At 67.5% G+C, this 19,156-nt stretch carries 19 protein-coding genes; 5 read left to right on the forward strand and 14 right to left on the reverse strand.

Annotated elements, in window-relative coordinates; translation table 11 throughout:
- Positions 1 to 227: 227 nt before the first annotated feature.
- The 14 genes from ACZ5KV_RS09780 to ACZ5KV_RS09845 all read right to left on the reverse strand — a co-directional run bounded on the left by ACZ5KV_RS09780 (position 228) and on the right by ACZ5KV_RS09845 (position 13,663).
- Positions 228 to 3,401 (reverse strand): efflux RND transporter permease subunit, encoded by a 3,174-nt coding sequence (locus tag ACZ5KV_RS09780; RefSeq protein ID WP_464239115.1) that lies wholly within the window; start codon positions 3,399 to 3,401, stop codon positions 228 to 230.
- A gap of 3 nt (positions 3,402 to 3,404) precedes the next feature.
- Positions 3,405 to 4,409, reverse strand: a complete 1,005-nt coding sequence (locus ACZ5KV_RS09785) for an efflux RND transporter periplasmic adaptor subunit (protein ID WP_464239116.1) — start codon at positions 4,407 to 4,409, stop codon at positions 3,405 to 3,407.
- A gap of 17 nt (positions 4,410 to 4,426) precedes the next feature.
- Positions 4,427 to 5,125: a CerR family C-terminal domain-containing protein gene (locus ACZ5KV_RS09790; RefSeq protein ID WP_464239117.1), complete on the reverse strand. Its 699-nt coding sequence runs from the start codon at positions 5,123 to 5,125 to the stop codon at positions 4,427 to 4,429.
- A 126-nt stretch (positions 5,126 to 5,251) separates the two neighbouring features.
- A complete protein-coding gene (locus tag ACZ5KV_RS09795; RefSeq protein WP_464239118.1) occupies positions 5,252 to 5,980 on the reverse strand; it encodes a class I SAM-dependent methyltransferase in 729 nt (242 codons plus the stop codon).
- A gap of 57 nt (positions 5,981 to 6,037) precedes the next feature.
- Complete coding sequence (locus tag ACZ5KV_RS09800) at positions 6,038 to 6,532, reverse strand: MarR family winged helix-turn-helix transcriptional regulator (RefSeq protein WP_464239119.1); 495 nt, start codon at positions 6,530 to 6,532, stop codon at positions 6,038 to 6,040.
- Positions 6,533 to 6,659: 127 nt separating this feature from the next.
- Complete coding sequence (locus ACZ5KV_RS09805) at positions 6,660 to 7,883, reverse strand: ABC transporter permease (RefSeq protein ID WP_464239120.1); 1,224 nt, start codon at positions 7,881 to 7,883, stop codon at positions 6,660 to 6,662.
- A 58-nt stretch (positions 7,884 to 7,941) separates the two neighbouring features.
- The gene (locus tag ACZ5KV_RS09810) at positions 7,942 to 8,832 is read right to left on the reverse strand and encodes a DMT family transporter (protein ID WP_464239121.1); all 891 of its coding nucleotides are present in this window, start codon (positions 8,830 to 8,832) and stop codon (positions 7,942 to 7,944) included.
- Positions 8,833 to 8,943: 111 nt separating this feature from the next.
- On the reverse strand, positions 8,944 to 9,126 hold the full coding sequence (locus ACZ5KV_RS09815; RefSeq protein ID WP_464239122.1) for a hypothetical protein: 183 nt from the start codon (positions 9,124 to 9,126) through the stop codon (positions 8,944 to 8,946).
- A 254-nt stretch (positions 9,127 to 9,380) separates the two neighbouring features.
- Positions 9,381 to 9,764: a hypothetical protein gene (locus ACZ5KV_RS09820; protein WP_464239123.1), complete on the reverse strand. Its 384-nt coding sequence runs from the start codon at positions 9,762 to 9,764 to the stop codon at positions 9,381 to 9,383.
- Between the two features lie 18 nt (positions 9,765 to 9,782).
- Positions 9,783 to 9,965, reverse strand: coding sequence for a hypothetical protein (locus ACZ5KV_RS09825; protein ID WP_291498413.1), 183 nt, complete (start codon positions 9,963 to 9,965; stop codon positions 9,783 to 9,785).
- 411 nt (positions 9,966 to 10,376) lie between these two features.
- The gene (locus ACZ5KV_RS09830) at positions 10,377 to 11,153 is read right to left on the reverse strand and encodes an ABC transporter ATP-binding protein (RefSeq protein WP_464241830.1); all 777 of its coding nucleotides are present in this window, start codon (positions 11,151 to 11,153) and stop codon (positions 10,377 to 10,379) included.
- Positions 11,154 to 11,164: 11 nt separating this feature from the next.
- Positions 11,165 to 12,043, reverse strand: coding sequence for an ABC transporter permease (locus ACZ5KV_RS09835; protein WP_464239124.1), 879 nt, complete (start codon positions 12,041 to 12,043; stop codon positions 11,165 to 11,167).
- Between the two features lie 2 nt (positions 12,044 to 12,045).
- Entirely contained in the window at positions 12,046 to 12,855 is an 810-nt protein-coding gene (locus ACZ5KV_RS09840) for an ABC transporter permease (RefSeq protein WP_464239125.1), read from the reverse strand.
- Positions 12,856 to 12,913: 58 nt separating this feature from the next.
- On the reverse strand, positions 12,914 to 13,663 hold the full coding sequence (locus ACZ5KV_RS09845; protein WP_464239126.1) for an ABC transporter ATP-binding protein: 750 nt from the start codon (positions 13,661 to 13,663) through the stop codon (positions 12,914 to 12,916).
- A 508-nt stretch (positions 13,664 to 14,171) separates the two neighbouring features.
- On the opposite strand from ACZ5KV_RS09845, the gene ACZ5KV_RS09850 reads away from it, so the two are divergent.
- The 5 genes from ACZ5KV_RS09850 to ACZ5KV_RS09870 all read left to right on the forward strand — a co-directional run bounded on the left by ACZ5KV_RS09850 (position 14,172) and on the right by ACZ5KV_RS09870 (position 19,124).
- A complete protein-coding gene (locus ACZ5KV_RS09850) occupies positions 14,172 to 14,924 on the forward strand; it encodes an IclR family transcriptional regulator (RefSeq protein ID WP_464239127.1) in 753 nt (250 codons plus the stop codon).
- A gap of 80 nt (positions 14,925 to 15,004) precedes the next feature.
- The gene (buk, locus tag ACZ5KV_RS09855; RefSeq protein ID WP_464239128.1) at positions 15,005 to 16,063 is read left to right on the forward strand and encodes a butyrate kinase; all 1,059 of its coding nucleotides are present in this window, start codon (positions 15,005 to 15,007) and stop codon (positions 16,061 to 16,063) included.
- A gap of 159 nt (positions 16,064 to 16,222) precedes the next feature.
- Positions 16,223 to 17,125, forward strand: a complete 903-nt coding sequence (locus ACZ5KV_RS09860) for a phosphate acyltransferase (RefSeq protein WP_464239129.1) — start codon at positions 16,223 to 16,225, stop codon at positions 17,123 to 17,125.
- A gap of 363 nt (positions 17,126 to 17,488) precedes the next feature.
- The gene (locus ACZ5KV_RS09865; RefSeq protein WP_464239130.1) at positions 17,489 to 18,772 is read left to right on the forward strand and encodes an MFS transporter; all 1,284 of its coding nucleotides are present in this window, start codon (positions 17,489 to 17,491) and stop codon (positions 18,770 to 18,772) included.
- A gap of 109 nt (positions 18,773 to 18,881) precedes the next feature.
- The gene (locus tag ACZ5KV_RS09870) at positions 18,882 to 19,124 is read left to right on the forward strand and encodes a 4Fe-4S dicluster domain-containing protein (RefSeq protein ID WP_464239131.1); all 243 of its coding nucleotides are present in this window, start codon (positions 18,882 to 18,884) and stop codon (positions 19,122 to 19,124) included.
- Positions 19,125 to 19,156: the final 32 nt, after the last annotated feature.

A 19,156-nucleotide genomic window follows, 5' to 3' on the forward strand; every position in this document is an offset into this window, starting at 1 on the left:
GCCCACGGGACACCTCGGCGGGAACGGCTGGTGGAGAAGGCTTTTGGGGAAATCCGCCCGGTCACGCTAGCAAAGGGCGCGGGCGCTGTCCACGCCGGGGCGTTTTTCGGGGTGTCGCCGGGGCGCCGGGGGGAGACGCCGGGCCCGGGCCGGGGCCCCGCATGCGGCCCCGGCGCCGCGCGGCCCCGGGGCGGGAGGGCGGAAGGGCGGGCGGGTGCCGCCGGGGGTCAGCCCTCGCCGGGCGGCGGCCCCTGCGGACCGGCCCCCGGGCCCGTGGCCCTGCGGGCGCGCCATTCCTGGAACTGGGCCAGCAGGTCCCACTCCACGGGCACGATGAACAGGGTCAGGATGGTGGCGGTGGCCAGGCCGGTGACGAAGGTCGAGGCCATGGTGCCCCAGACCAGCGAGTAGCTGGGGATGCCCAGGGCCATGGGCAGCAGCCCGAGGGTGGTGGTCAGGGTGGTCAGCAGGATGGGCCGCAGGCGGACGCGGATGCCCTCCTCCACGGCCTGGCGCCGCGAAAGGCCCCGGCGGTAGGCGCGGTTGATGAAGTCGATGAGCACCAGCGAGTCGTTGACCACCACGCCGGTGACGCCGACCACGGCGATGAAGCTGTTGACGGTGAACAGCGACTGGGTCAGCAGCTTGCCGAAGATGACCCCGGTCAGGGCGAAGACCACGGCGGACAGGACGATGAGCGGCTGGATGTAGGACCGGAACTGGGTGGCCAGGATGAGGTAGATGAGCAATACGGCGATGACGAAGGCGTAGGTCAGGGAGGTGTAGGAACGCCGGGTGTCCTCGAATTCGCCGCCGAAGTCCAGCGTGGCGCCGGGGAACTCGGTCCGCCGCGCGTCGTACAGTGCGCCGATGTGCCTGACCACTCCGGCGGCGGACAGCGGCGCCCCGGGGCGGATGTTGGCCGTGATGGTCCTGGCGCGCTGGAGCTTGTAGCGCTTGAGTTCGCGCGGTTCGGACACGGCCCTCGGCGTGGCGATGTCGCCCAGGCGCACGGGGCCCGCGGGATGCTCCAGCACGGGCACGGCCAGGGCGTCCTCGGGGCGTTCGAGGGCGGCGGGGTCCAGGCGCAGCTTGAGGTCCACCTCCTCGTCGTGCAGGCGGAACTTGCCCGCGTAGCGTCCGTCGAGCACCGAGGCGGCCATGCGGGCGGCCTGGTCCGCGTCCACGCCGTGCTCGCTGGCCCGGGCGTGGTCCACGGCCAGATGGTAGACGCGGGCGTTGCGGCCCAGGTCGTCGTCGAGCTGGTCCAGGTGCGGCCCGAGCTGCGGGCCGCGCAGGGCCTCGGTCACGGCCCCGGCCAGGGCCGCGATGGAGGCCTCGTTGGTGCCGACTACGCGCACGGTCACGTCCTTGCCCGAGGGCGGGCCGTCCTTTTCGGGGCGCACGGTGACGGAGAAGCCGTCCGTCCCGAAGCGTCCGGCGAGCATGGTCTTGATGCGCTCCAGGTGGGCCATGGGGTCCTGGAAGGTCCGTTCCTCCTTGCCGGGCAGGGTGACCATCACCGTGCCCAGGTTGGCCCCGTAGACCTGCTCGTAGTCCTCGGTGACGGTGAATCCGGCGTATCCGGCTGCGGAGCGGGCCATGCCCGGCCCCTCGGCCATGATGGCGGCGCTCATTTCCTTCACCCTGGCCGAGGTGGTTTCGATGCTCGTGGTGCCGGAGCCCTCGATGAAGGCGTAGTAGAGGCTGTAGTCGTCGGGGTAGAACTGGATGGGAATGAGCGGCACCGTTCCCGACAGCGACAGGCCGAACACGGCCAGGGCCGCGATGAAGGCGGCCAGGACGGCGCCCAGGCTGGCCGCGCGCCAGCGCATGGTCACGCGCATCAGCCGGACCGTGACCCGGCGCAGCACGCGCAGCAGGGCGGTGTCCTCGTCGGCCCGGGCGTCGCCGGGGTGCGGCCTGGGGCCCCAATCCTTGTAGTGCAGCGGCAGGATGAAGATGCACTCGAACAGCGAAGCCGCCAGGGCGAAGCTCACGGCTTTGGGGATCAGCGCGAAGAATTCGCCGGTGGAGCCGGTCATGATGAGCATGGGCAGGAATGCGGCCACGGTGGTGGCCGTGGCCGAGACCACGGGGATCATGACCTCGCTCGTGCCGTCCACGATGGCCTCGCCCAGGGGGCGGCCCTCCTGGATGTGGCGGTAGATGTTCTCCACCACCACGATGGCGTCGTCGACGATGATGCCCGACACGAGCACGAAGGAGAACAGGGTGATCTCGTTCAGGGAGTTGCCCGTCAGGTACATGAGGATCATGGTCGTCAGGAAGGCGAAGGGGATGCCCACCGTGGTCAGGGCCGCGTTGCGCGCGCCCATGAAGTACCAGATGATGGCGCAGACCAGGACGATGCCCAGGGCCATGTTCCAGCCCAGGGTGCTCATGGCGTCGGCGATGTAGGTCGTGGAGTCCTGGGTGGGCACGGCGGCCACGCCCTCGCGGTCCAGGGCGGGGCGGAAGTCGGCCAGCACGGCCTGGACCCCGGCCATGATGTCCAGGGCGTTGCCCGCCTCGGTCTTTTTGATTTTGAGGGTCACGGCGTCCTGGCCGTTGACCGAGGAGATGACGCGCGGGTCGCGGTAGCCCAGGCGCGCGTCGCTCATCAGGTCGGCCACGGTGACCGCCGAGCCGTCCTTGTCGCGGCGCACCACCGTGGCGGCCACCTGGTCGCGGGTGCGGAAGCGTTCGTCCACGCGGATCATGAACTCGCCGGATTCGTTGGTGTAGTCTCCGGCGGGCAGGGAGACGTTGGCCGCCTCCAGGGCCCGGGCGGCCTGGTCGAAGGAGACGCCCAGGGCCGCCATGCGCCCCGGGTCGAGCAGCACGTGGAATTCGCGCTGGTATTCGCCCTCGATCTCCACCTCCTGCACCCCCGGAATGTCGGCCAGGGGCACCTTGAGCTCCTCGGCCATGAGGCTCAGGGCGCGGTTGCCGCTCGGCCCCACGAGGTTGACGGCCACCACGGGCAGCCACTCCGAGGTGCGCACGAGGGTGAAGGCGGGCGGGTCCGCGTCGTCGGGCAGTTCGTCGATCATGGACAGCACGCGGAAGCGCAGCTCGTCGTACAGGGTCTGGTAATCGGTGTCGTCGTTGAATTTTACGACCAGTACCGAGAACTGCTGGGAGGACGAGGACTGGATGAACTCGACCTGCTCCAGGTCCTCCAGGGCGTCCTCGATCTTGCGGGTGACCAGGGCCTCCATGTCCTGGGCGCTGGCCCCGGGCCAGAAGCAGGAGACGATGACCTTGCCGAAGTTCACCTGCGGGTAGCGCTCCACGGGCACGCGCATGACCGAGAACGCCCCGGCCACGATGAGCGCCACGAAGACGAGGTTGAACAGGACCGTCTGGGCCAGTGTGAAGCGGACCACCGGGCGCATGGGCTACTCCTGCGCCTGCAGGGCGAAGCGCTGGCCGGGGGCCACCTGGGGCGAAGCCACGCGCAGCAGGTCGCCCTCCGGGCCGCCGTGGTTGCCCAGCAGCACCACCTGGACCTGCGTGCCGTCGTCGCGGCGGACCCAGTGCTGCTCGTAGCGCTCGGTGACGGCGCCGCGCGGCAGCAGCACGCCCCCGGCGGGGTCGGGCACCTCCAGGGTCAGTTCCGCGCGCAGCCCGCCGCGCCCTCCGGGCAGGTCGGCGACGGCCAGATCCACGGCGATCTTGCGGGTTTCTGGGTCGAACCCGGGGTAGACGCGGTGGACCGTGGCCCGCACCGGACCGCCCGCCTCGGGCAGGGCCAGGGTCAATCCGTCCGCTGCGCCCCGCAGGGCCGCGAACTGCTCGGGGCTCAGGGCGAAGGGCACCAGCAGGGTGTTGAAGTCCCCGATCCGGCCAAGGACCTGGCCCTCGGTGACCCACTGCCCGGGCTCCACCTCGCGGGCCGCGACGACCCACCCCGCCGGGGCCGTGACCCGCGTGCGCCGCAGGCGCTCGGCCAGCACGTCGCGGGCCACCTCCAGCGCCGCCAGCTCGTGGCGGCTCTGGCTCAGGGCCTGCTCCAGTTCGTCCAGTCGGGCCTGGGCCGCGTTGCCCTGGCCGACCAGCCGCCGGTAGCGCCCGGCCTCGGTTTCGTCGTAGGCCATGCGCTCGCGCAGCCTGCCGCGCTGCACGGCGTTGTCGCGCAGGTCCAGTTCGATGAAGGTCGGGTCCACCTGGGCGAAGACGCCGTTCGCGCCCACGGGCTGGCCCACGTCGGCCATGACCCGCAGCACCTTGCCCGTGGCCTCGGCCACCAGCGGTATCTCGGCCCGGGCGCGGGTGAAGCCCGACAGGCGGACCTGGACCGTGGCGGGCCGGGCCGTGGCAAGCTCCTGGGCCGGGGCGGGCAGGGGCCGGCCCGCCGCCAGGGCCACGGCAAACAGGGCCGCCAGAAGGCGGAGGCACTGCATCGCGTGCATCGATGTCCTCACGGCTGATGGTTCGGGTGCTGGCGGGCCAGGCTTTCCAGGCCGCCGAGGGAGAAGCGGAAGGCCAGGTCGGCCAGGGCCTCCAGCCGCCCGGGAACGGGCAGGGATTCGGGCGCCAGCCGGGCGATGATCGGGCCGATATTGCAGAAGTGCAGCACCTGGGCCACCACGGCGCCCGAAGCGTAGCGCACCAGATCCGGGGCCGCGCCGGGGCCGAGCAGCTCGGCCACGATGTCCGTCAGCCGCCGGGAATCGGGCAGGATGTACGTGTCGATGATCCTCGCCAGGGCCGGGGAGGGGTGGGCCATTTCCATGATGAAGATGGAGGCCAGGTCCCCGCACTGGTTTCGGTCGTCCACGCAGCCGTAGACCTCGTGGAAGAAGTTGAGGATGAACTCGCGCAGGCGTTCGGCGGCGGGCGCGGCGGCGAGGTCGGGCCGCAGGGCGGCGCGCGTCTCGCGCGGGGCGCGGAAGATATGCTCCAGCACCTGGGCGTAGAGCTGCTCCTTGCCCCCGAAGTGGTAGTTCACCGCGGCCGTGTTGGCGCCCGCGCGCTGGCAGATGGCGCGCACCGTGGCGCCCTGGTAGCCGTGGCGGGCGAACTCGGTGATCGCGGCGTCGAAAAGCCGGGCCGCGGTGGAGCGGCGCCGGGCGGCGGGTTCGGCGCCGGAAGCGGGGCGCGGAGCGGGATGCGGCATGCGCGCAGGCCTCTCAAACATACGGTTGAAACAATGATTCATCCGGGCGACTAAAATAAACGTTTCACCCTGTCAAGCGACAGTACCGTGACACGCCGCCGCGTGCTTGATGAATCCTGCTGTCGTTCAGGGGCGGCGCAGGGCCACGAGGCAGCGCGTTTCGCGCCTGCCGCGCAGGGCGGATTCCGTTTCCGGCTCCAGCCCGGCCGCAGCCAGCAGGCCGCGCAGGGTCAGCACCTCGTGGGGCGCGCACCCCGGCTCCAGTTTGCCCTGGTCCTCGGGCAGGGTCATGCGCATGCCGACCACGAAGCGGCCTGCGGGGCGCAGTACGCGGCGGACCTCGCCCAGGGCCCGGTCCAGGGGCGACCAGAAAGGCAGGGAATTCACGGCCAGCACGGCGTCGAAGTGGCCCTCGGGCCAGGGCAGGGCGTCGGCCGTGCCCTGGCGTAGGTCCGGAGCGGGCGACAGGGCGGCCAGCCGCCGGGTCGCGGCCCGGACCATGAGCGGCGAGGGGTCCAGCCCGGCCAGCGGGCAGCCCGGCGCCTGGCGCCCGAGCATGGCCAGGGCCGTGCCCGGGCCGAAGCCGATCTCCAGGATGCGTTCGCCGTCCTGCGGGGCCAGGGTCGTGATGGCGAAGGCGTTCATCGGGTTGTTTTTGCGGGCCATGAGGGCCCCGGCCAGGCGGCCCAGCAGGCCGGAGGGCCGGGAAAAGGCCAGCCCCAGGGGTTTGTGGTCCGCGCCGAGGTAGTGGGCGAACAGGGGGCGGCCGTCGGCGGTGGCGGCCAGCCCGGGTTGGGTGAGCCCCCGGGGGGCCTGCCTGTCTTCGGTTTCCTTCGTGGGTGTTGGATTTGGCATGGTTCCTCCGTTTATCGTTTTGTGCGAAGTTCGTTTCTTAAGGGCCGGGAAAAAGGCTCAGGCTTCGTCGGCCAGGCGACCGGCGGCACGGCCGAGCAGCGTTGCCAGGGTCCGGCGGTCGGCCTCGTCGTCCAGGGCGGTGAGCATCCTGGTGGCGAGCATCTGGTCCAGGGCCTCGTGGGCGCGCACGATGCGCCGGCCCTTGGCCGTGAGGGCCAGGCCGTAGGAGCGCCTGTCGCGGGCCGAGAGCGTCCGGCGCAGGATGCCGCGCGCCTCCAGGCGGCTGACGGCGCTGGACAGGGTGGATTGGGGGACGCCCAGCGCCGTGCGGATGTCCTTGAGGATCAGGTCCGGATCGCGGCTCACGCGCTGGATGATGCCCATATCGATGAAATTCAGGCCCTTGAGCAATGGGTCCCAACTGTCCAGGCGGTGCAGGCGCAGGCCCAGGATCAGGGCGTGCAGGGCTTCGTTCATGGCCTCCACCAGGGCGGGGTCCGCGCCGTTTCCCTCTTGTGCGGCGGCGTGTTCGGGCAGGGCCCCGCCGGGCATCGCACGTTCATCTCCGACAAACGTTTTGTTCGACATTCGGTGGAAGTAGCCCCGGGAGGAGCGGATGTCAAGGACTCCTCGCCGTCGGCGCGGCGTTGCCGCCCGGCCGTGGAGCACGGCCGGGTCGCTAGCCTCGGCTGCGGATGATGTCCAGGATTTCGTAGCGCGAGGCCTGCCAGGCGGGGTAGGCCCCGGCGGCCAGCCCCAGGGCCACGGAGCCCAGGGGCACGGCGGCGATGAGCAGCGGGTCGAACACGGCGGGGAAGGGGCTCAGGGCGTACAGGGCGCCCAGAAGGACCAGGGCGACGACCACGCCCAGGGCCCCGCCGACCCCCGAGAGCAGGCCGGATTCGAAGAGGAACTGGGCCACGATGTCCCCGCGCCGGGCGCCCACGGCGCGGCGCACGCCGATTTCCAGCCGCCGCGCGCGCACGAGCAGGATCATGATGGACAGGATGCCCAGCCCCCCCACGGCGAAGGACACCGAGGAGCTGATGAGCCCCAGGACGGACACGAGGTCCAGGGCCTGCTGCTGGAGTTCGATGGTGTCGCGGGCGGTGAGCACGAAGAAGTCGTCGGGCTGGCCGGGTTGCAGGCCGTGGCGCTGGCGCAGGATGCCCGTGGCGGAGCTGCGGGCCTGCTCGGGGTCGGCCCCGGGGGCCAGCTCCACGTAGACGCCGGTGATGGCGTCGGTGTTGGCCATGCGGCGCATGTAGGTGGACAGCGGCACGAAGACCTGCTCGTCCTGGTCGGTGCCCACGATGTCGGCGCCCTTGGGCAGGCAGACGCCGACCACGCGCAGCCGGGCGCGGAAGAAATAGACCTCGCGGCCCACGGCGGCGTCGGGCCCGCCGAACAGGCGCTCCGCGATGTTCGAGCCCAGGACGCAGACCATGGCCCGGTCGTGGAGTTCCTGCTGGTTGAAGAAGCGGCCCTGGGCCAGCTCCAGGCTGCGTACGTGGAGGTATTCCGGAGTGGAGCCGACCAGGGTGGAGGGAACCTTGACGCTCCCGGCGCGGATTTCCATGGGCGCCTGGGTGAAGGGCGCGCCGGAGGCGGCGGCGGGCAGGCCCTCGATCACGGCGTAGGCGTCGGCGACCTTGAAGGTGCGGATGTCCCCGGTGGCGCCGGAGCCGCCGGAGCGGCGGAAGCGGATGTTCCCGGCGCGGGCCATGAACAGGTTGGGCCCGAGTTTTTCGGTCTCGATTTCGGCCTTGCGGACCATGGCCTGGGACACGTGCTGCACGCCGGTCAGCGCCAGGGCGCCGAGGAAAACCCCGAGCATGGCCAGTATCGTGCGCAGCTTGTGGGTGGACAGGGATGCCAGGGCGATTCTCAGGCCGAAATTCATGGCGCCTCCATGCCCCAAGGATTACGGCAAAACGGCGCCCGGGGGAAGGCGCGGACGGTCAGGCTTTTCTGGCGGGCCAGAGCTGGGTCAGCAGCATGCCCGCAAGCATCAGGGCGCAGCCCAGGGCCGTGCGCAGGCCCATGGTCTCGCCGAGCACGGCCCAGCCGCACAGGGCGGCGAACACGGCCTCCAGGCTGAGAATCACGGCGGCGTGCGTCGGCGGGGCGTCTTTCTGGGCGACCACCTGCAGGGTGTAGGCCACGCCCACGGGCATGATGCCGCCGTAGACGATGGGGAACCATCCGGCCGAGAGGGTGGCCCAGGAGATTTCCTCGGTCAGCAGGGCGGCGACCCAGTGGATGGCCGAGCAGACGGCGAACTGGCCGAAGGCCAGGCGCACGCAGTCCACCCGGGGCGAAAGCCAGCCCAGCACGTGGACGTGCACCGCCCAGAACACGGCGCAGACCATGACCCACAGATCGCCCGGGGCCAGGGCGAACCCTTCGGTGACGCTCAGGTAGTACAACCCGGCGGCGGCCAGGGCGGCGCCGAGCACCCCGCCCGCGCCCGGGCGCTGGCCCACGGCCATGCCGAAGAAGGGCACCAGGACCACGTACAGCCCGGTGATGAACCCGGCCTTGCCCGCCGTGGTCTGCACCAGGCCGATCTGTTGCAGGGCCACGCCGCAGAAGAGCACGGCCCCGGCGATGAGTGTGCCGCGCAGGGCCAGGGAGCGCCCGGCGGGCGTGGGCGCCGGGCCGCTGAGCCCGCGCCGGGTCAGGAACCAGATGAGCGGCACCAGGGACAGGGCGCCGATGGCGAAGCGCGCGGCGTTGTAGGTCATGGGCCCGACGTAGTCCATGCCCGAGCGCTGGGCCACGAAGCCGGAGCCCCAGACCGCGGCCGTGATGAGCAGGAAGATATTGGCTTTGATGACGCGCGCTTGCATAAGCGCCAGGACGTACCCCAAAGGCCTGGGGCTGGCAACGGGAAAAAGGGGGGCGCGCGGTGCGTCCGCGCCCGGCCCCGGGCCGCTCCGCCGGGCGCGGAGCGCGTCCGGCTAATCCACCACGGCCATGCCGCTGGGGAACAGGCGCACGGAGAACAGGGCGTTGCAGTGGACGCAGACCTCGCCCACGGACGTGCCCGGGGCGACGCGCACCTCCTGTGGGGTTTTGCAGGCCGGGCAGGAGACGACGAGAACGGTTTCCTCCGCCGGATCATCGATGAACAGGATGGTCATGACGGCCCTCCGGGTTCGGGTTGGCGATGCCCGGAAGCTACGCCCGGAGCGTTTCCGGCCCGGGGCGGGCCGGTGACGGCACAGTGAAATCGCGCGGCGGGGCGCAGATTTTCGGCGGGGGCGCCTGGGGCGCCGACGGAGCCGGATATGGCGGAAAGGGCGAAGAACCGGGGCGCCGATGGCACGCCCTCGGGCGCCGCAGCCCGGCCGGGCGGGCGTCGCGGAAAGCGGGCGCGGGGGGGCGGGGCGGGGGATCAGCCGTTCAGGGCGGCGTCGTGGTCCTGGTCCAAGGCGCAGCGCCTGCGCTGCTCCTCCAGGTCGATGTCCCACAAAGCCTGGGTGAACATCATCAGCCAGTCGTAGGGCAGGCTCATGGTGCGCTCGCCGTTGTCCAGGACGCACATGTCGCCCTGGCGGCGGACGATGTAGGCGCTCTTGCGCTTCACGTCGCCGTCGGTGGACACCAGGGCGAAGGCCTGGTGGCCGTCCGCGGTGGAGTAGAGCTCCTGCTTGGTCAGCACGCCGGTGTCCTCCTCGAAAAAGGAGGTCTGGGCGTAGAGGGCGCCTTTGAAGGTGATGGAGCCGCCCTGGCCATTGTCCAGGGTGATGGTCGTGAACGGCATGGTGCTCGCGCGCATCCGCCTTCCTCCTTGGCTTCAGGTCGGCAGCTTGAGCTGCACTGGGCCCGTGTCCTTGGCGTGCTTTTCGTATTCCTTTTCGACCAGGGCGACGAACAGTTCGGTCATGGTCTGGTCGCGCAGGGCGGCCAGCAGGCGCACCTTGCGGTGTACGTCCTGGGGGATGCGCAGGGTAAGCTGCTTCTTGTCCTCGTCGGCCATGATCTTGCCCTTGCCCGCGCCGACCGGAACAGCCGCCGCAGGCCGCGCCGGGAAACGACGGCAGGGCGGGACGCCGCGCGCGGGCCGCATCCGGTGCGTTCCGGCGCATATAGCATGCTTGACAGCATAATGTAAATAGACAGCGAATCTGTCTTCGCTGTCTTGCCAGTTCGGCAGTAAAGACGGCCCCTTGGCCGGGCCCGGGGGGCGGGGTGGGCGGAAGCCCGGGGGCGGTGCATGCCCCCGGGGATTGACGAGCCTCCGGCGGCTCAAGGGCCACGGGCCCTTGAGACTCCCGCATTGGGCGCCCGCCCCGAATGGGAGACCCGAGGGCGACAGCCCTTGGGCCGCCGGAGGCGCATCAACCCGGAGGAGAGGCGCACCGCCCCGGGCTTCCGTTTCCAGGGGGGGCTACAGGGCGAGCTTCTGCATGGCCGTGATTTCCTCCCGCAGTTGCAGGAAGGCCACGTCCATGGGGTCGCGGGGCCGGGGGAGTGGCACGCTGCGGATGGCGGCCAAGCGGCCGGGCAGCTTGCCTTCGAGGATGACGATGCGGTCGGCGAGGAAAACGGCCTCGTCGATGTTGTTGGTGACGAAAACCATGGTCTTCTTGTGCGCCTGCCAGATCCGCTCCGTTTCCTGCTCCATGCTCAGGCGCGTCTGGGCGTCGAGCTGGCCGAAGGGTTCGTCCAGCAGCATGACCTGCGGCTCAAGGGCGTAGGCCCTGGCGATGCCCACGCGCTGCTTCATGCCTCCGGAAAGCTGGTGCGGGTAGTAGTTCTCAAACCCCGACAGGCCGACCATGTCCAGATAGGCGCGGGCCTTTTCCCGCACCTGCCCGCGGTTCGCGCCGGTCTGCCTGCCTTGGATGTCGAGGCCGATCTCCACATTGCCGAGAACCGTCAGCCAGGGGAAGAGCATATAGCTCTGGAACACGAGCCCTTTGTCGTTGCTCGGGCCGGTCACGGGGGTGCCGTGCATGCGTATGCATCCGGATTCGGGCCGTTCCAGCCCGGCCATCAGGCGCAGCAGGGTCGTCTTGCCGCTTTGGCCGGGCCCGAGCACGACCAGCAGTTCCCGCTCGCGCACGCCGAAGGAGAGGCCGTCCAGCACGGGGACGACCTTCCCTTTTTGCAGGTAGCTCTTCGTCACACCGTCACATTCGATATGGGCCGCCGTTTTGTCCATCACGCGCCTTCCTATAGGCCCCTGATATCCTGTCGCCAGACGCACACGCGCCTGAGCAGTGCCTCCACCAGCAGGGAGGAGAAGAATGCGAGCAGGGCGATGACCACCATGCCGCTGATGATCATGCCGGGGTCGGATATTTTCATGCCCTGCATGATGATGAAGCCCAGCCCGGAGCGCGAGCTGACCATCTCGGCGGCGACGACGCTGCCCCAGGCCACGGAGATGGCTATCTGCAGGCCCGCCCCGATGCTCGGCAGGGCAGCCGGAGCGCTGACCAGCCGGATGCGGTCCCAGCGGCTGCCGCCGAGCATCCTGACCACGTCGTACATTTCCTCGTCGATGAGCAGCAGCCCGTTGTAGGAGTTGAGGATGACGGGAATCAGCGAGCCGAGCACGATGATGAATATCTTGGGGGCCTCGCCGATGCCCATCCACAGGATGGCCACGGATATCCAGGCCAGGGGCGGCATGGGCTTGAGCAGGCAGAAGATGGGGTTGAACAGCGCCCGGAACACCGGGCTGTAGGCCATGCCCAGCCCGATGGGGATGCCCAGGGCCACGGCGATGGCGAACCCGGCCAGCACCCGGACCGCGCTGGCCCAGATGTGCCCCGGCAGGGTCAGCCCGGCGAAGTTGGAGGAGGAGAGGTCCGCAAGGCTGGCCACGACCTGGGTGGGAGTGGCCAGCGCGGCCCCGGCCCCGGGGAAGGCGGAACCCGCCCACTGCCAGACGGCGAAAAAGGAGACGAGCGACACCATGTAGAGGGGGTACTCGCTGCTTTTGAAACTGAAGATGCGCCGGGAAGAGCCGAGGGGCTCGTTCATGGGCGAAGGCGCCGCCGCCCGGGGCTTGCACGGGCCGGGGGCCGGGTGTTGTGTCGCGGCCATGCCTATCTCCTCAGCCCGGCCAGCAGCCTGGCTTCTATCCTGTCGATGATCAGGCTGATCAGGGCTCCTGTGAGCCCGACGCTGACCATGCCGACCAGCACCAGATCGGTCCGGCCGAGGAAGCGTCCGGTGGTGATCAGGTAGCCGATGCCCTTGTCGGACGCCAGGAGTTCCGCCGCCACCAGGGTGATCCAGCAATAGACCAGGGCGATCTGCAGGGCCCCGAAGACCATGGGCAGGGCCGAGGGGATGCATATCCTGGTGAATATCTGCCAGTTCGTCGCGCCGTAGGTGCGCGACATGTTGATATAGGTCGGGTTGACCATGGACACCCCGATGTAGGCGTTGATGACGCAGGGCACCACGCCGGACATCCAGATGATGAAGACCTTGCCGCCCAGGCCGATGCCGAACCAGAACACCGTGAGCGGAATCCAGGCTACCGGCGGTATGGGCCGGATCATCTCGAAGAGGGGCCGGAAGAGGCCGCGCACGGTCTTGAACCAGCCCATGGCCAGCCCCAGGGGCAGGCCGACAAGCAGGGCGAGCAGATAGCCAAGGAAGGCTTCCTGCATGCTCACCCAGGCATGCACCACCAGTGTTTCGCCGTCCGGCTTGGGGTTGGTGAGCTTGTCCACGAACAGGGCCGCCACTTCCGAGGGCGGGCTCAGCATGGTGTGGGGAACGCGCCAGTCGTGGACGCCCTCGGGCGCGACGCAAAACTGCCAGAGCAGCACGAAGGCGATCAGGCTGCCCAGGGAGAGCAGCCGGAGGCGGACCCTGTTTCGGCCTGGATGCGGCGTTGTCTTCATCTTTTCCTTCCCCGCCATGCGCGGCGTGGGGCGCCGGTTGCGCGGCGTCCCCTCCCGGTCACCACCAGCGGATGAGTTCCGTGACTTTGCGGCGGATGGCCAGGAATTCCGGAGCAATCACGTTTCGCGGGCGCGGCAGGTCCACCACGATCTCCGAGCGCACCGTGGTGGGCTTGGGCGTCAGAATGATGATTCTGTCGGCGATATACACGGCTTCCTCGATATTGTGGGTCACGAAGAGCACGGTGCTTTTCAGCGTGTCCCACAGGCGGACGAGTTCGTCCTCAAGGTAGAAGCGCAGCTTGATGTCCATCTGCCCGTAGGGTTCGTCCATGAGCAGCAGGTCCGGCTCCACGGCAAAGGCCCGGGCCACGGCGACCCGTTGCATCATGCTGGCCGAAATCTGGTTGGGGTAGAGGTCGCCCATGTCGGCCAGGCCGACCAGGGCCATGATCCTGTCCAGGCGTTCGCGGACGACCCTGGCGCCCAGGCGCTTGATGCGCATGCCGTAGGCGATGTTCTCGCGAACCGTAAGCCAGGGCAGGGCCGTCGGCTCCTGGAAGACGTAGGCCAGGTTGTGTTTCGCGGGGTCGGCGGGTTCTCCGCCGATGGCGATGCTGCCGGAAGACGGGGGCGTGAGCCCGGCGAGGCAGTTGAGAAAGGTCGTTTTCCCGCAGCCGGTGGGGCCCACGAAGGCAAGCAGCTCGCCCTCGGCGATGGAGAAGCTGATGTTGTCGAGAACGGTCAGCTCCCCGAAGGATTTGGTCAGGTTGGCGACCGCAACGCCTTTGGATTCCTGCTGGAGCATACGCGGACCTTGCTGTTCGTCTTTGGAGCACGTGCTTTTTGCCCGCCCGGGCGGATTGGCCGGAGACCCTGGCGGACAGTATGCGCGCTGCATGTCGTTCCGTCAAATGGAACGATATTCTATATTTGCGAAGCATGCCAAAAAACACGAGTTGTGTCAACAGAGTGGGCCGGTCTGTGACCGGGCGTCTCTACAAAATAGAACGACGTTCTTTTTTCTGCAAATTTCTGCCTCGTGGATTTTTTGCTGATTTTATTGTATTTATTTGTCTGTTTGCGGCGGGAAGCTCCCCGCGAGAAGAGGAAAATGCGGCGCGTTGTTTTTTTCGGGCTTGACTTTTCATGCCGCCGGTCGCAGTGTTGCCCTGTCAGTTACGAAACATCGTTCTGACAGATAGAACGAGGCCCGGAGGGGCCGTGCTGCGGGAACTGTATTTCTGTGCTAAAGGCTGGACGGTAGCGCCGATTCCAACAAAATAACGTACCGTTCAAGCAGGAGCAGAGAAGTCATGTCGACAAACATCAAATCTGTGGAAAGAGCCCTGGATATTCTGTTGTATCTCAACAGACACGAGGAGCCTGTGGGCATTTCACAGATCAGCAAGGATCTCGGGATATATAAGAGTACGGTATTCAGGACGTTGCAGACGCTTGAATCCCAGCATTTTGTGGAGCAGGATAAGAGTTCAGGAAAGTACGGTCTTGGCGTAATTTATATATCAATGGCCAACAAGATAAACAAATATGAATTCTATCGTCCGTTTGCCGTCAGGTTGCATGCGGAGTTCAACGAGTCTGTCAATGTTTCCATTCTCGATGTCAGCTCCGTGGATGTGTACCGCAGCGTGATCGTGCTCAAGGAAGACAGCAAAAGTAATATTCTTTCTGTGAGCCCCAAAATAGGTTCGATAATGGATTGCTATTGCTCATCCGTCGGGAAATGCCTGCTGGCTTTTTCTCCGGGCATCTCCGAGCGGACGCTGAAGAATTATAAGTTTATCAAGTATACGGTGAATACGATATCCGATGTCCCGGCGCTGCTTGCTGAAATGAAAAAAGTGCGCGAGCAGGGCTACGCCATGGATAATGAAGAGCAGGAAATCGGCCTGACCTGCGTCGGCGTGCCGATCCTGAACAAAAAGGGCGAAGCGGTCGCGGCCATAAGTGTTTCCGGCCCGACCCAGCGCCTGCGGAATCACGAGATCAAGCTCATCGTACAACAGTTGAAGCAGACCTCGGCGGATATTTCCGGCTTGCTCTAGCCTGCCCCCGCGCGCCCAGGGCGCGCCGACAGGGCGGTGCCGCGCGAGCGAAGGCCGGAAAGAACGCAACGGAGAACGGCATGCGTATTCTGGCTATCAATCCGGGCGGCACGTCCACCAAGATCGCCGCCTTCGACGGCGAGCGGGAACTCTTCAATACCAACGTCCCGCATTCCCAGGAGCTGATCAACAGCTTCCCCTCGGTCGTGGCCCAGAGCCCCATGCGCAAGGCGGCCATCCTGGCCGAACTGCGCGAGCGCGACATGCCCTTGGGCGGCTTTGCCTGTGTGGTGGGCCGGGGGGGGCTTTTGAAGCGTCTGCCCGGCGGCACCTACCGTATCTCCCCTCCGATGCTTGGCGACCTGAAGGTGGCCAAGTTCGGGGAACATCCCTCCAACCTCGGGCCGATCCTGGCGCGCGAGCTGGCTGACGAAGCCGGGGTTCCCGCCTATACCGTGGACCCCGTCTCGGTCGACGAGTTCTGGGATATTGCCAGGATTTCCGGCATTTCCGATCTGGAACGCCCCAGTTGGATGCACGCCCTGAACCAGAAGGCCGTCTGCCGCGAAGTGGCACGGCGGCTCGGCGGCGTCTATGCGGACTACAATTTCATCGTGGCCCACCTGGGCTCGGGCGTTTCCGTCGCCGCGCATACCGGCGCCAGGATGGTGGACGGCTCGGGCGGGCGCAGCAACGGCCCCTTCTCGCCCGAACGCAGCGGCGGCCTGCCCGCCTATCCGCTGGTCAACCTCTGCTACAGCGGCAGGTACACGCACAAGGAAATGGTCGATCGGCTGAGCGTTCGCGGCGGCATGTACGACTACCTCGGCACCAAGGACATGTTGGAGATCGAGGCCCGCTGCGAGGCCGGGGACGAACGCGCGCTCCTGATCATGGACGCCTTCATCTATCAGGTGGCCTGCGAAATCGCGAAATACGGAGCCACGTTGCAGGGCAGGGTCGACCGGATCATCATCACCGGCGGCATTGCCCGCTCCCGGCGCGTTGTCGACGGCGTGATCGGGCACGTGGGTTTCCTCGCGCCCGTCGTCGTGCTGGCCGGGGAGAAGGAGATGGAATCTTTGGCCCTCGGTGCCCTGCGGGTGCTTCGCGGCGACGAGGTCGCCAGGGAATACTGACGCCCGCCCGGCAGGGCAGGCATTGTCGGACGGTGGCCGGACTGATTCCCGCCATGGAGCGGGAGGGCTTGTCGGCACATGGCAGTGGCGTCGGCACGCCACAAAAATAGAACGATGTTCTAAAACAGATGGACTTTCAAAGTTTCTGCGAGGCCGCTCATGATGAAAACGTTTGCCGAACTCCTCCAACGGGTCGCTTCCGGCCCGAGGTTCCGGGTCTGCATCGCCGCGGCGGAAGACCCCGCGATCCTCGCCGCCGCCAGAATGGCCCAGGCCCACGGCTTCATCCACCCGGTGCTGGTGGGCAACGACGGGCGGCTGCGCGAGCTGTGCGCCGAAGTCGGGCTCGGCCGTTACTCCGTGCTGCCCTGCGAGGCCCCGGAGGAGTGCGCGGCGGTCGCGGTCAGGGCCGTGCGTTCCGGCGATGCCGACGTGCTGATGAAGGGCACCATCAATACCTCCACCTACCTGCGGGCCATCCTGAACAAGGAATACGGCCTGCGTAGCGGGGCGCTGCTCAGTGCCCTCGCCGTCTACGAGGTCAGGGAATACCACAAGCTGATCTTCTGCTCGGACAGCGGCATGAACACGGCCCCCGGCCTGGAGCAGAAGGCCGGCATCCTGCACAACGCCCTCCAGGCCATGCAGCGCCTGGGCTTTGCCCGGCCCAAGGTCGCGGCCCTGACCGCCAACGAGATGGTCGACCCCAAAGTTCCCGCCACCGTGGACGCCGAAGCCCTGGCCCGCATGGCGGCGGCCGGGGAAACCCTGCCCTGCATTCTCGAAGGCCCGATAGCCTTCGACGTGGCCTTCGACCGGGCGGCCGCGGAGCACAAGCACATCGCCAGCGAAATCAGCGGGGATGTGGACCTCATCCTGGCGCCCAACATCGAGACGGGCAACGCCCTCGGCAAGTCCTGGCTGACCCTGAACAAGGCCCGGTGGGCCGGGGTCATCCTGGGTACCACGCACCCCGTGGTGCTCGGTTCGCGTTCGGATTCGGCGGAGGTCAAAGTCAATTCCATCGCGCTCGCCTGCCTGCTGGCGCGGGCGGCGGGCTGAGGGCCGCCGCCGGGTGTGCCTCCCACCCGGCGGCTGTGCCCTGCGGCACGGGCCGCCGGGCGGCGCAGGAGGTCGGAGGCCGGGATGGGCCGGTACGCAAATCGTTTTCGGAGAGCCCGGGGATCCTGGCGGCATCATGAACGCCCGCGCGGCGGACGCAGACGGCCTCGCCCGGTCGCATGCGCCAGGCGCGCGGCAGGGGCGTTCTGAATGGAAGGGATCGTGGACGAGGCCCCGTGGGCCCGTTCCCGGGGGGCAGCGGAATGCCCCGCATCCCGGAGGTGTGAGGCGGAAGGACACCGCGCAACGATGGTGCCGCGTTTCCGCCGCGAGGGAAACCCTTAACCAGGCAAGGAGAGGTTTATGTCGCGACAGCGGACGTTCAGCCCCAAGACGTTTCTCACCCTGTTTTTTTGTGGAATGGCCTACGCCATCACCTACGCCGCACCGTTTGTGCAGTACGTGTTCTATGACCCGACCCTGAAAGCCCTGGGCGCGACCAACGCCCAGCTCGGCATCCTGGTCATGATCTTCGGCTGGGGCAACATCGTGGGTGCGCCCATCGGCGGTATCCTCTCGGACAAATTCAACCACAAGACCATGTACATCTGCGGCCTGATGGGCACCTCGCTCCTGTCCATCCTGCTGGCGTACAACCTGAACTACGACTTTGCGCTGTTCGTGTTCGCGGGGTTTGCCGTCACCGGCCTGTTCCTGCTTTTCCCGGCGCATATCAAGGTCGTGCGCCTGCTGACGGACGAGAACAACCAGGGCAAGGTTTTCGGCTTTGCCGAGGCGTTTGCCGGGCTGGGCAGCGTTATCGTCAACACCATCGCCCTGAGCGTCTTCGCCTGGTATGTCGACGAGGTCTTCGGCTTCAAGGCCGTGCTCATCTTCTTCGGCCTGTGCGGCATCGCCTGTAGCGCCGTGCTCTACTTCCTTGTGGACGGCCCGGCCAAGCTCAAGGAAAAGGGCACCATCGACAAGGCCAAGGCCCCCATCACCCTGAGCGATTTCTTTGTCGTGCTGCGCTGCCCGGGCACATGGTTCGCGGGCATCGCGGTCTTTTCCACCTACACCCTGTACTGCTCCATCTCCTACTTCACGCCCTATTTCACCAACGTGCTGGGCGTGTCCGTGGTCTTCTCCGGAGGCCTGGCCATCATCCGCACCTACGGCATCCGTTTCGTGATGTCCCCCGTGGGCGGCGTGCTGGGCGACAAGTTCGGCTCCGTGACCAAGGTGCTCCTGCTTTCCTGGATCGGCGCGGCCGTGGTCGTGACGGCCATCATGTTCCTGCCGCCTGAAACGCCCATCGCCGTCGCCGTCATCCTGATGCTGCTCATGGGCGTGTTCACCTTCACCGCGCGCGGAACCATGTTCGCCGTGCCGTCCGAAGTGCGCATCCCGGTCAAGTATGCGGCCATCACCGCCGGTATCGTCTGTGCCATCGGCTATTCGCCAGACCTCTTCATCTTCATCCTCTTCGGGCACTGGCTCGATACCTACGGCAACGCGGCCTACAACTACATCTTCATCTACGACATCGTCATGTGCGCCCTCGGCGTGGTCAGCGCGCTGCTGACCTTCCGCTACAAGCGCCGCTTTGCCGAGCAGGTGGGTGTGCCCGTGGAGGCCGCCGCCTGAGTTTCCCTTTCCCGTCCGCAGCTCCGAGCGGGTGCGGCGCTGCGGGCGGGAAAACCTTTGCAAACGGCCGTCAGGAACGGCCCACAACCGCCCGCATGGAGTAGAGACAATGGACAGGATCACCGTGACCCAAAGCCGCTGCAAACAGTGTGGCCTCTGCGTGGCCAACTGCAAGCAGGAGGCGCTTTCCTTTTCCGCCGCCTTCACCGAGGCCGGGTACAGGCCGGTGCAGGTGGATGACGCCAAATGCATCAAGTGCGGCATCTGCTACATCGTGTGCCCGGACCGGGTGTTCAGGATCGACGGCGCCGTGGACAAAAAGGCCGCCGGAGCGCAGGCCGCTTCGGCTTGAGCCGCCCCGCCCCGGGAGACGGCGACGCACCG

It is taken from the genome of Desulfocurvus thunnarius, assembly GCF_055390965.1.

Bases quoted from the DNA above. Each gene is read 5' to 3' on its own strand.
- ACZ5KV_RS09805 (WP_464239120.1), bottom strand. From the start codon at position 7,883: ATGAATTTCGGCCTGAGAATCGCCCTGGCATCCCTGTCCACCCACAAG.
- ACZ5KV_RS09835 (WP_464239124.1), bottom strand. From the start codon at position 12,043: ATGGCCGCGACACAACACCCGGCCCCCGGCCCGTGCAAGCCCCGGGCG.
- ACZ5KV_RS09865 (WP_464239130.1), top strand. From the start codon at position 17,489: ATGTCGCGACAGCGGACGTTCAGCCCCAAGACGTTTCTCACCCTGTTT.
- ACZ5KV_RS09785 (WP_464239116.1), bottom strand. From the start codon at position 4,409: ATGCAGTGCCTCCGCCTTCTGGCGGCCCTGTTTGCCGTGGCCCTGGCG.
- ACZ5KV_RS09795 (WP_464239118.1), bottom strand. From the start codon at position 5,980: ATGCCAAATCCAACACCCACGAAGGAAACCGAAGACAGGCAGGCCCCC.
- ACZ5KV_RS09800 (WP_464239119.1), bottom strand. From the start codon at position 6,532: ATGCCCGGCGGGGCCCTGCCCGAACACGCCGCCGCACAAGAGGGAAAC.
- ACZ5KV_RS09850 (WP_464239127.1), top strand. From the start codon at position 14,172: ATGTCGACAAACATCAAATCTGTGGAAAGAGCCCTGGATATTCTGTTG.
- ACZ5KV_RS09845 (WP_464239126.1), bottom strand. From the start codon at position 13,663: ATGCTCCAGCAGGAATCCAAAGGCGTTGCGGTCGCCAACCTGACCAAA.
- ACZ5KV_RS09815 (WP_464239122.1), bottom strand. From the start codon at position 9,126: ATGACCATCCTGTTCATCGATGATCCGGCGGAGGAAACCGTTCTCGTC.
- ACZ5KV_RS09825 (WP_291498413.1), bottom strand. From the start codon at position 9,965: ATGGCCGACGAGGACAAGAAGCAGCTTACCCTGCGCATCCCCCAGGAC.
- ACZ5KV_RS09820 (WP_464239123.1), bottom strand. From the start codon at position 9,764: ATGCGCGCGAGCACCATGCCGTTCACGACCATCACCCTGGACAATGGC.
- ACZ5KV_RS09840 (WP_464239125.1), bottom strand. From the start codon at position 12,855: ATGAAGACAACGCCGCATCCAGGCCGAAACAGGGTCCGCCTCCGGCTG.
- ACZ5KV_RS09870 (WP_464239131.1), top strand. From the start codon at position 18,882: ATGGACAGGATCACCGTGACCCAAAGCCGCTGCAAACAGTGTGGCCTC.
- ACZ5KV_RS09780 (WP_464239115.1), bottom strand. From the start codon at position 3,401: ATGCGCCCGGTGGTCCGCTTCACACTGGCCCAGACGGTCCTGTTCAAC.
- buk (WP_464239128.1), top strand. From the start codon at position 15,005: ATGCGTATTCTGGCTATCAATCCGGGCGGCACGTCCACCAAGATCGCC.
- ACZ5KV_RS09830 (WP_464241830.1), bottom strand. From the start codon at position 11,153: ATGGACAAAACGGCGGCCCATATCGAATGTGACGGTGTGACGAAGAGC.
- ACZ5KV_RS09860 (WP_464239129.1), top strand. From the start codon at position 16,223: ATGATGAAAACGTTTGCCGAACTCCTCCAACGGGTCGCTTCCGGCCCG.
- ACZ5KV_RS09810 (WP_464239121.1), bottom strand. From the start codon at position 8,832: ATGCAAGCGCGCGTCATCAAAGCCAATATCTTCCTGCTCATCACGGCC.
- ACZ5KV_RS09790 (WP_464239117.1), bottom strand. From the start codon at position 5,125: ATGCCGCATCCCGCTCCGCGCCCCGCTTCCGGCGCCGAACCCGCCGCC.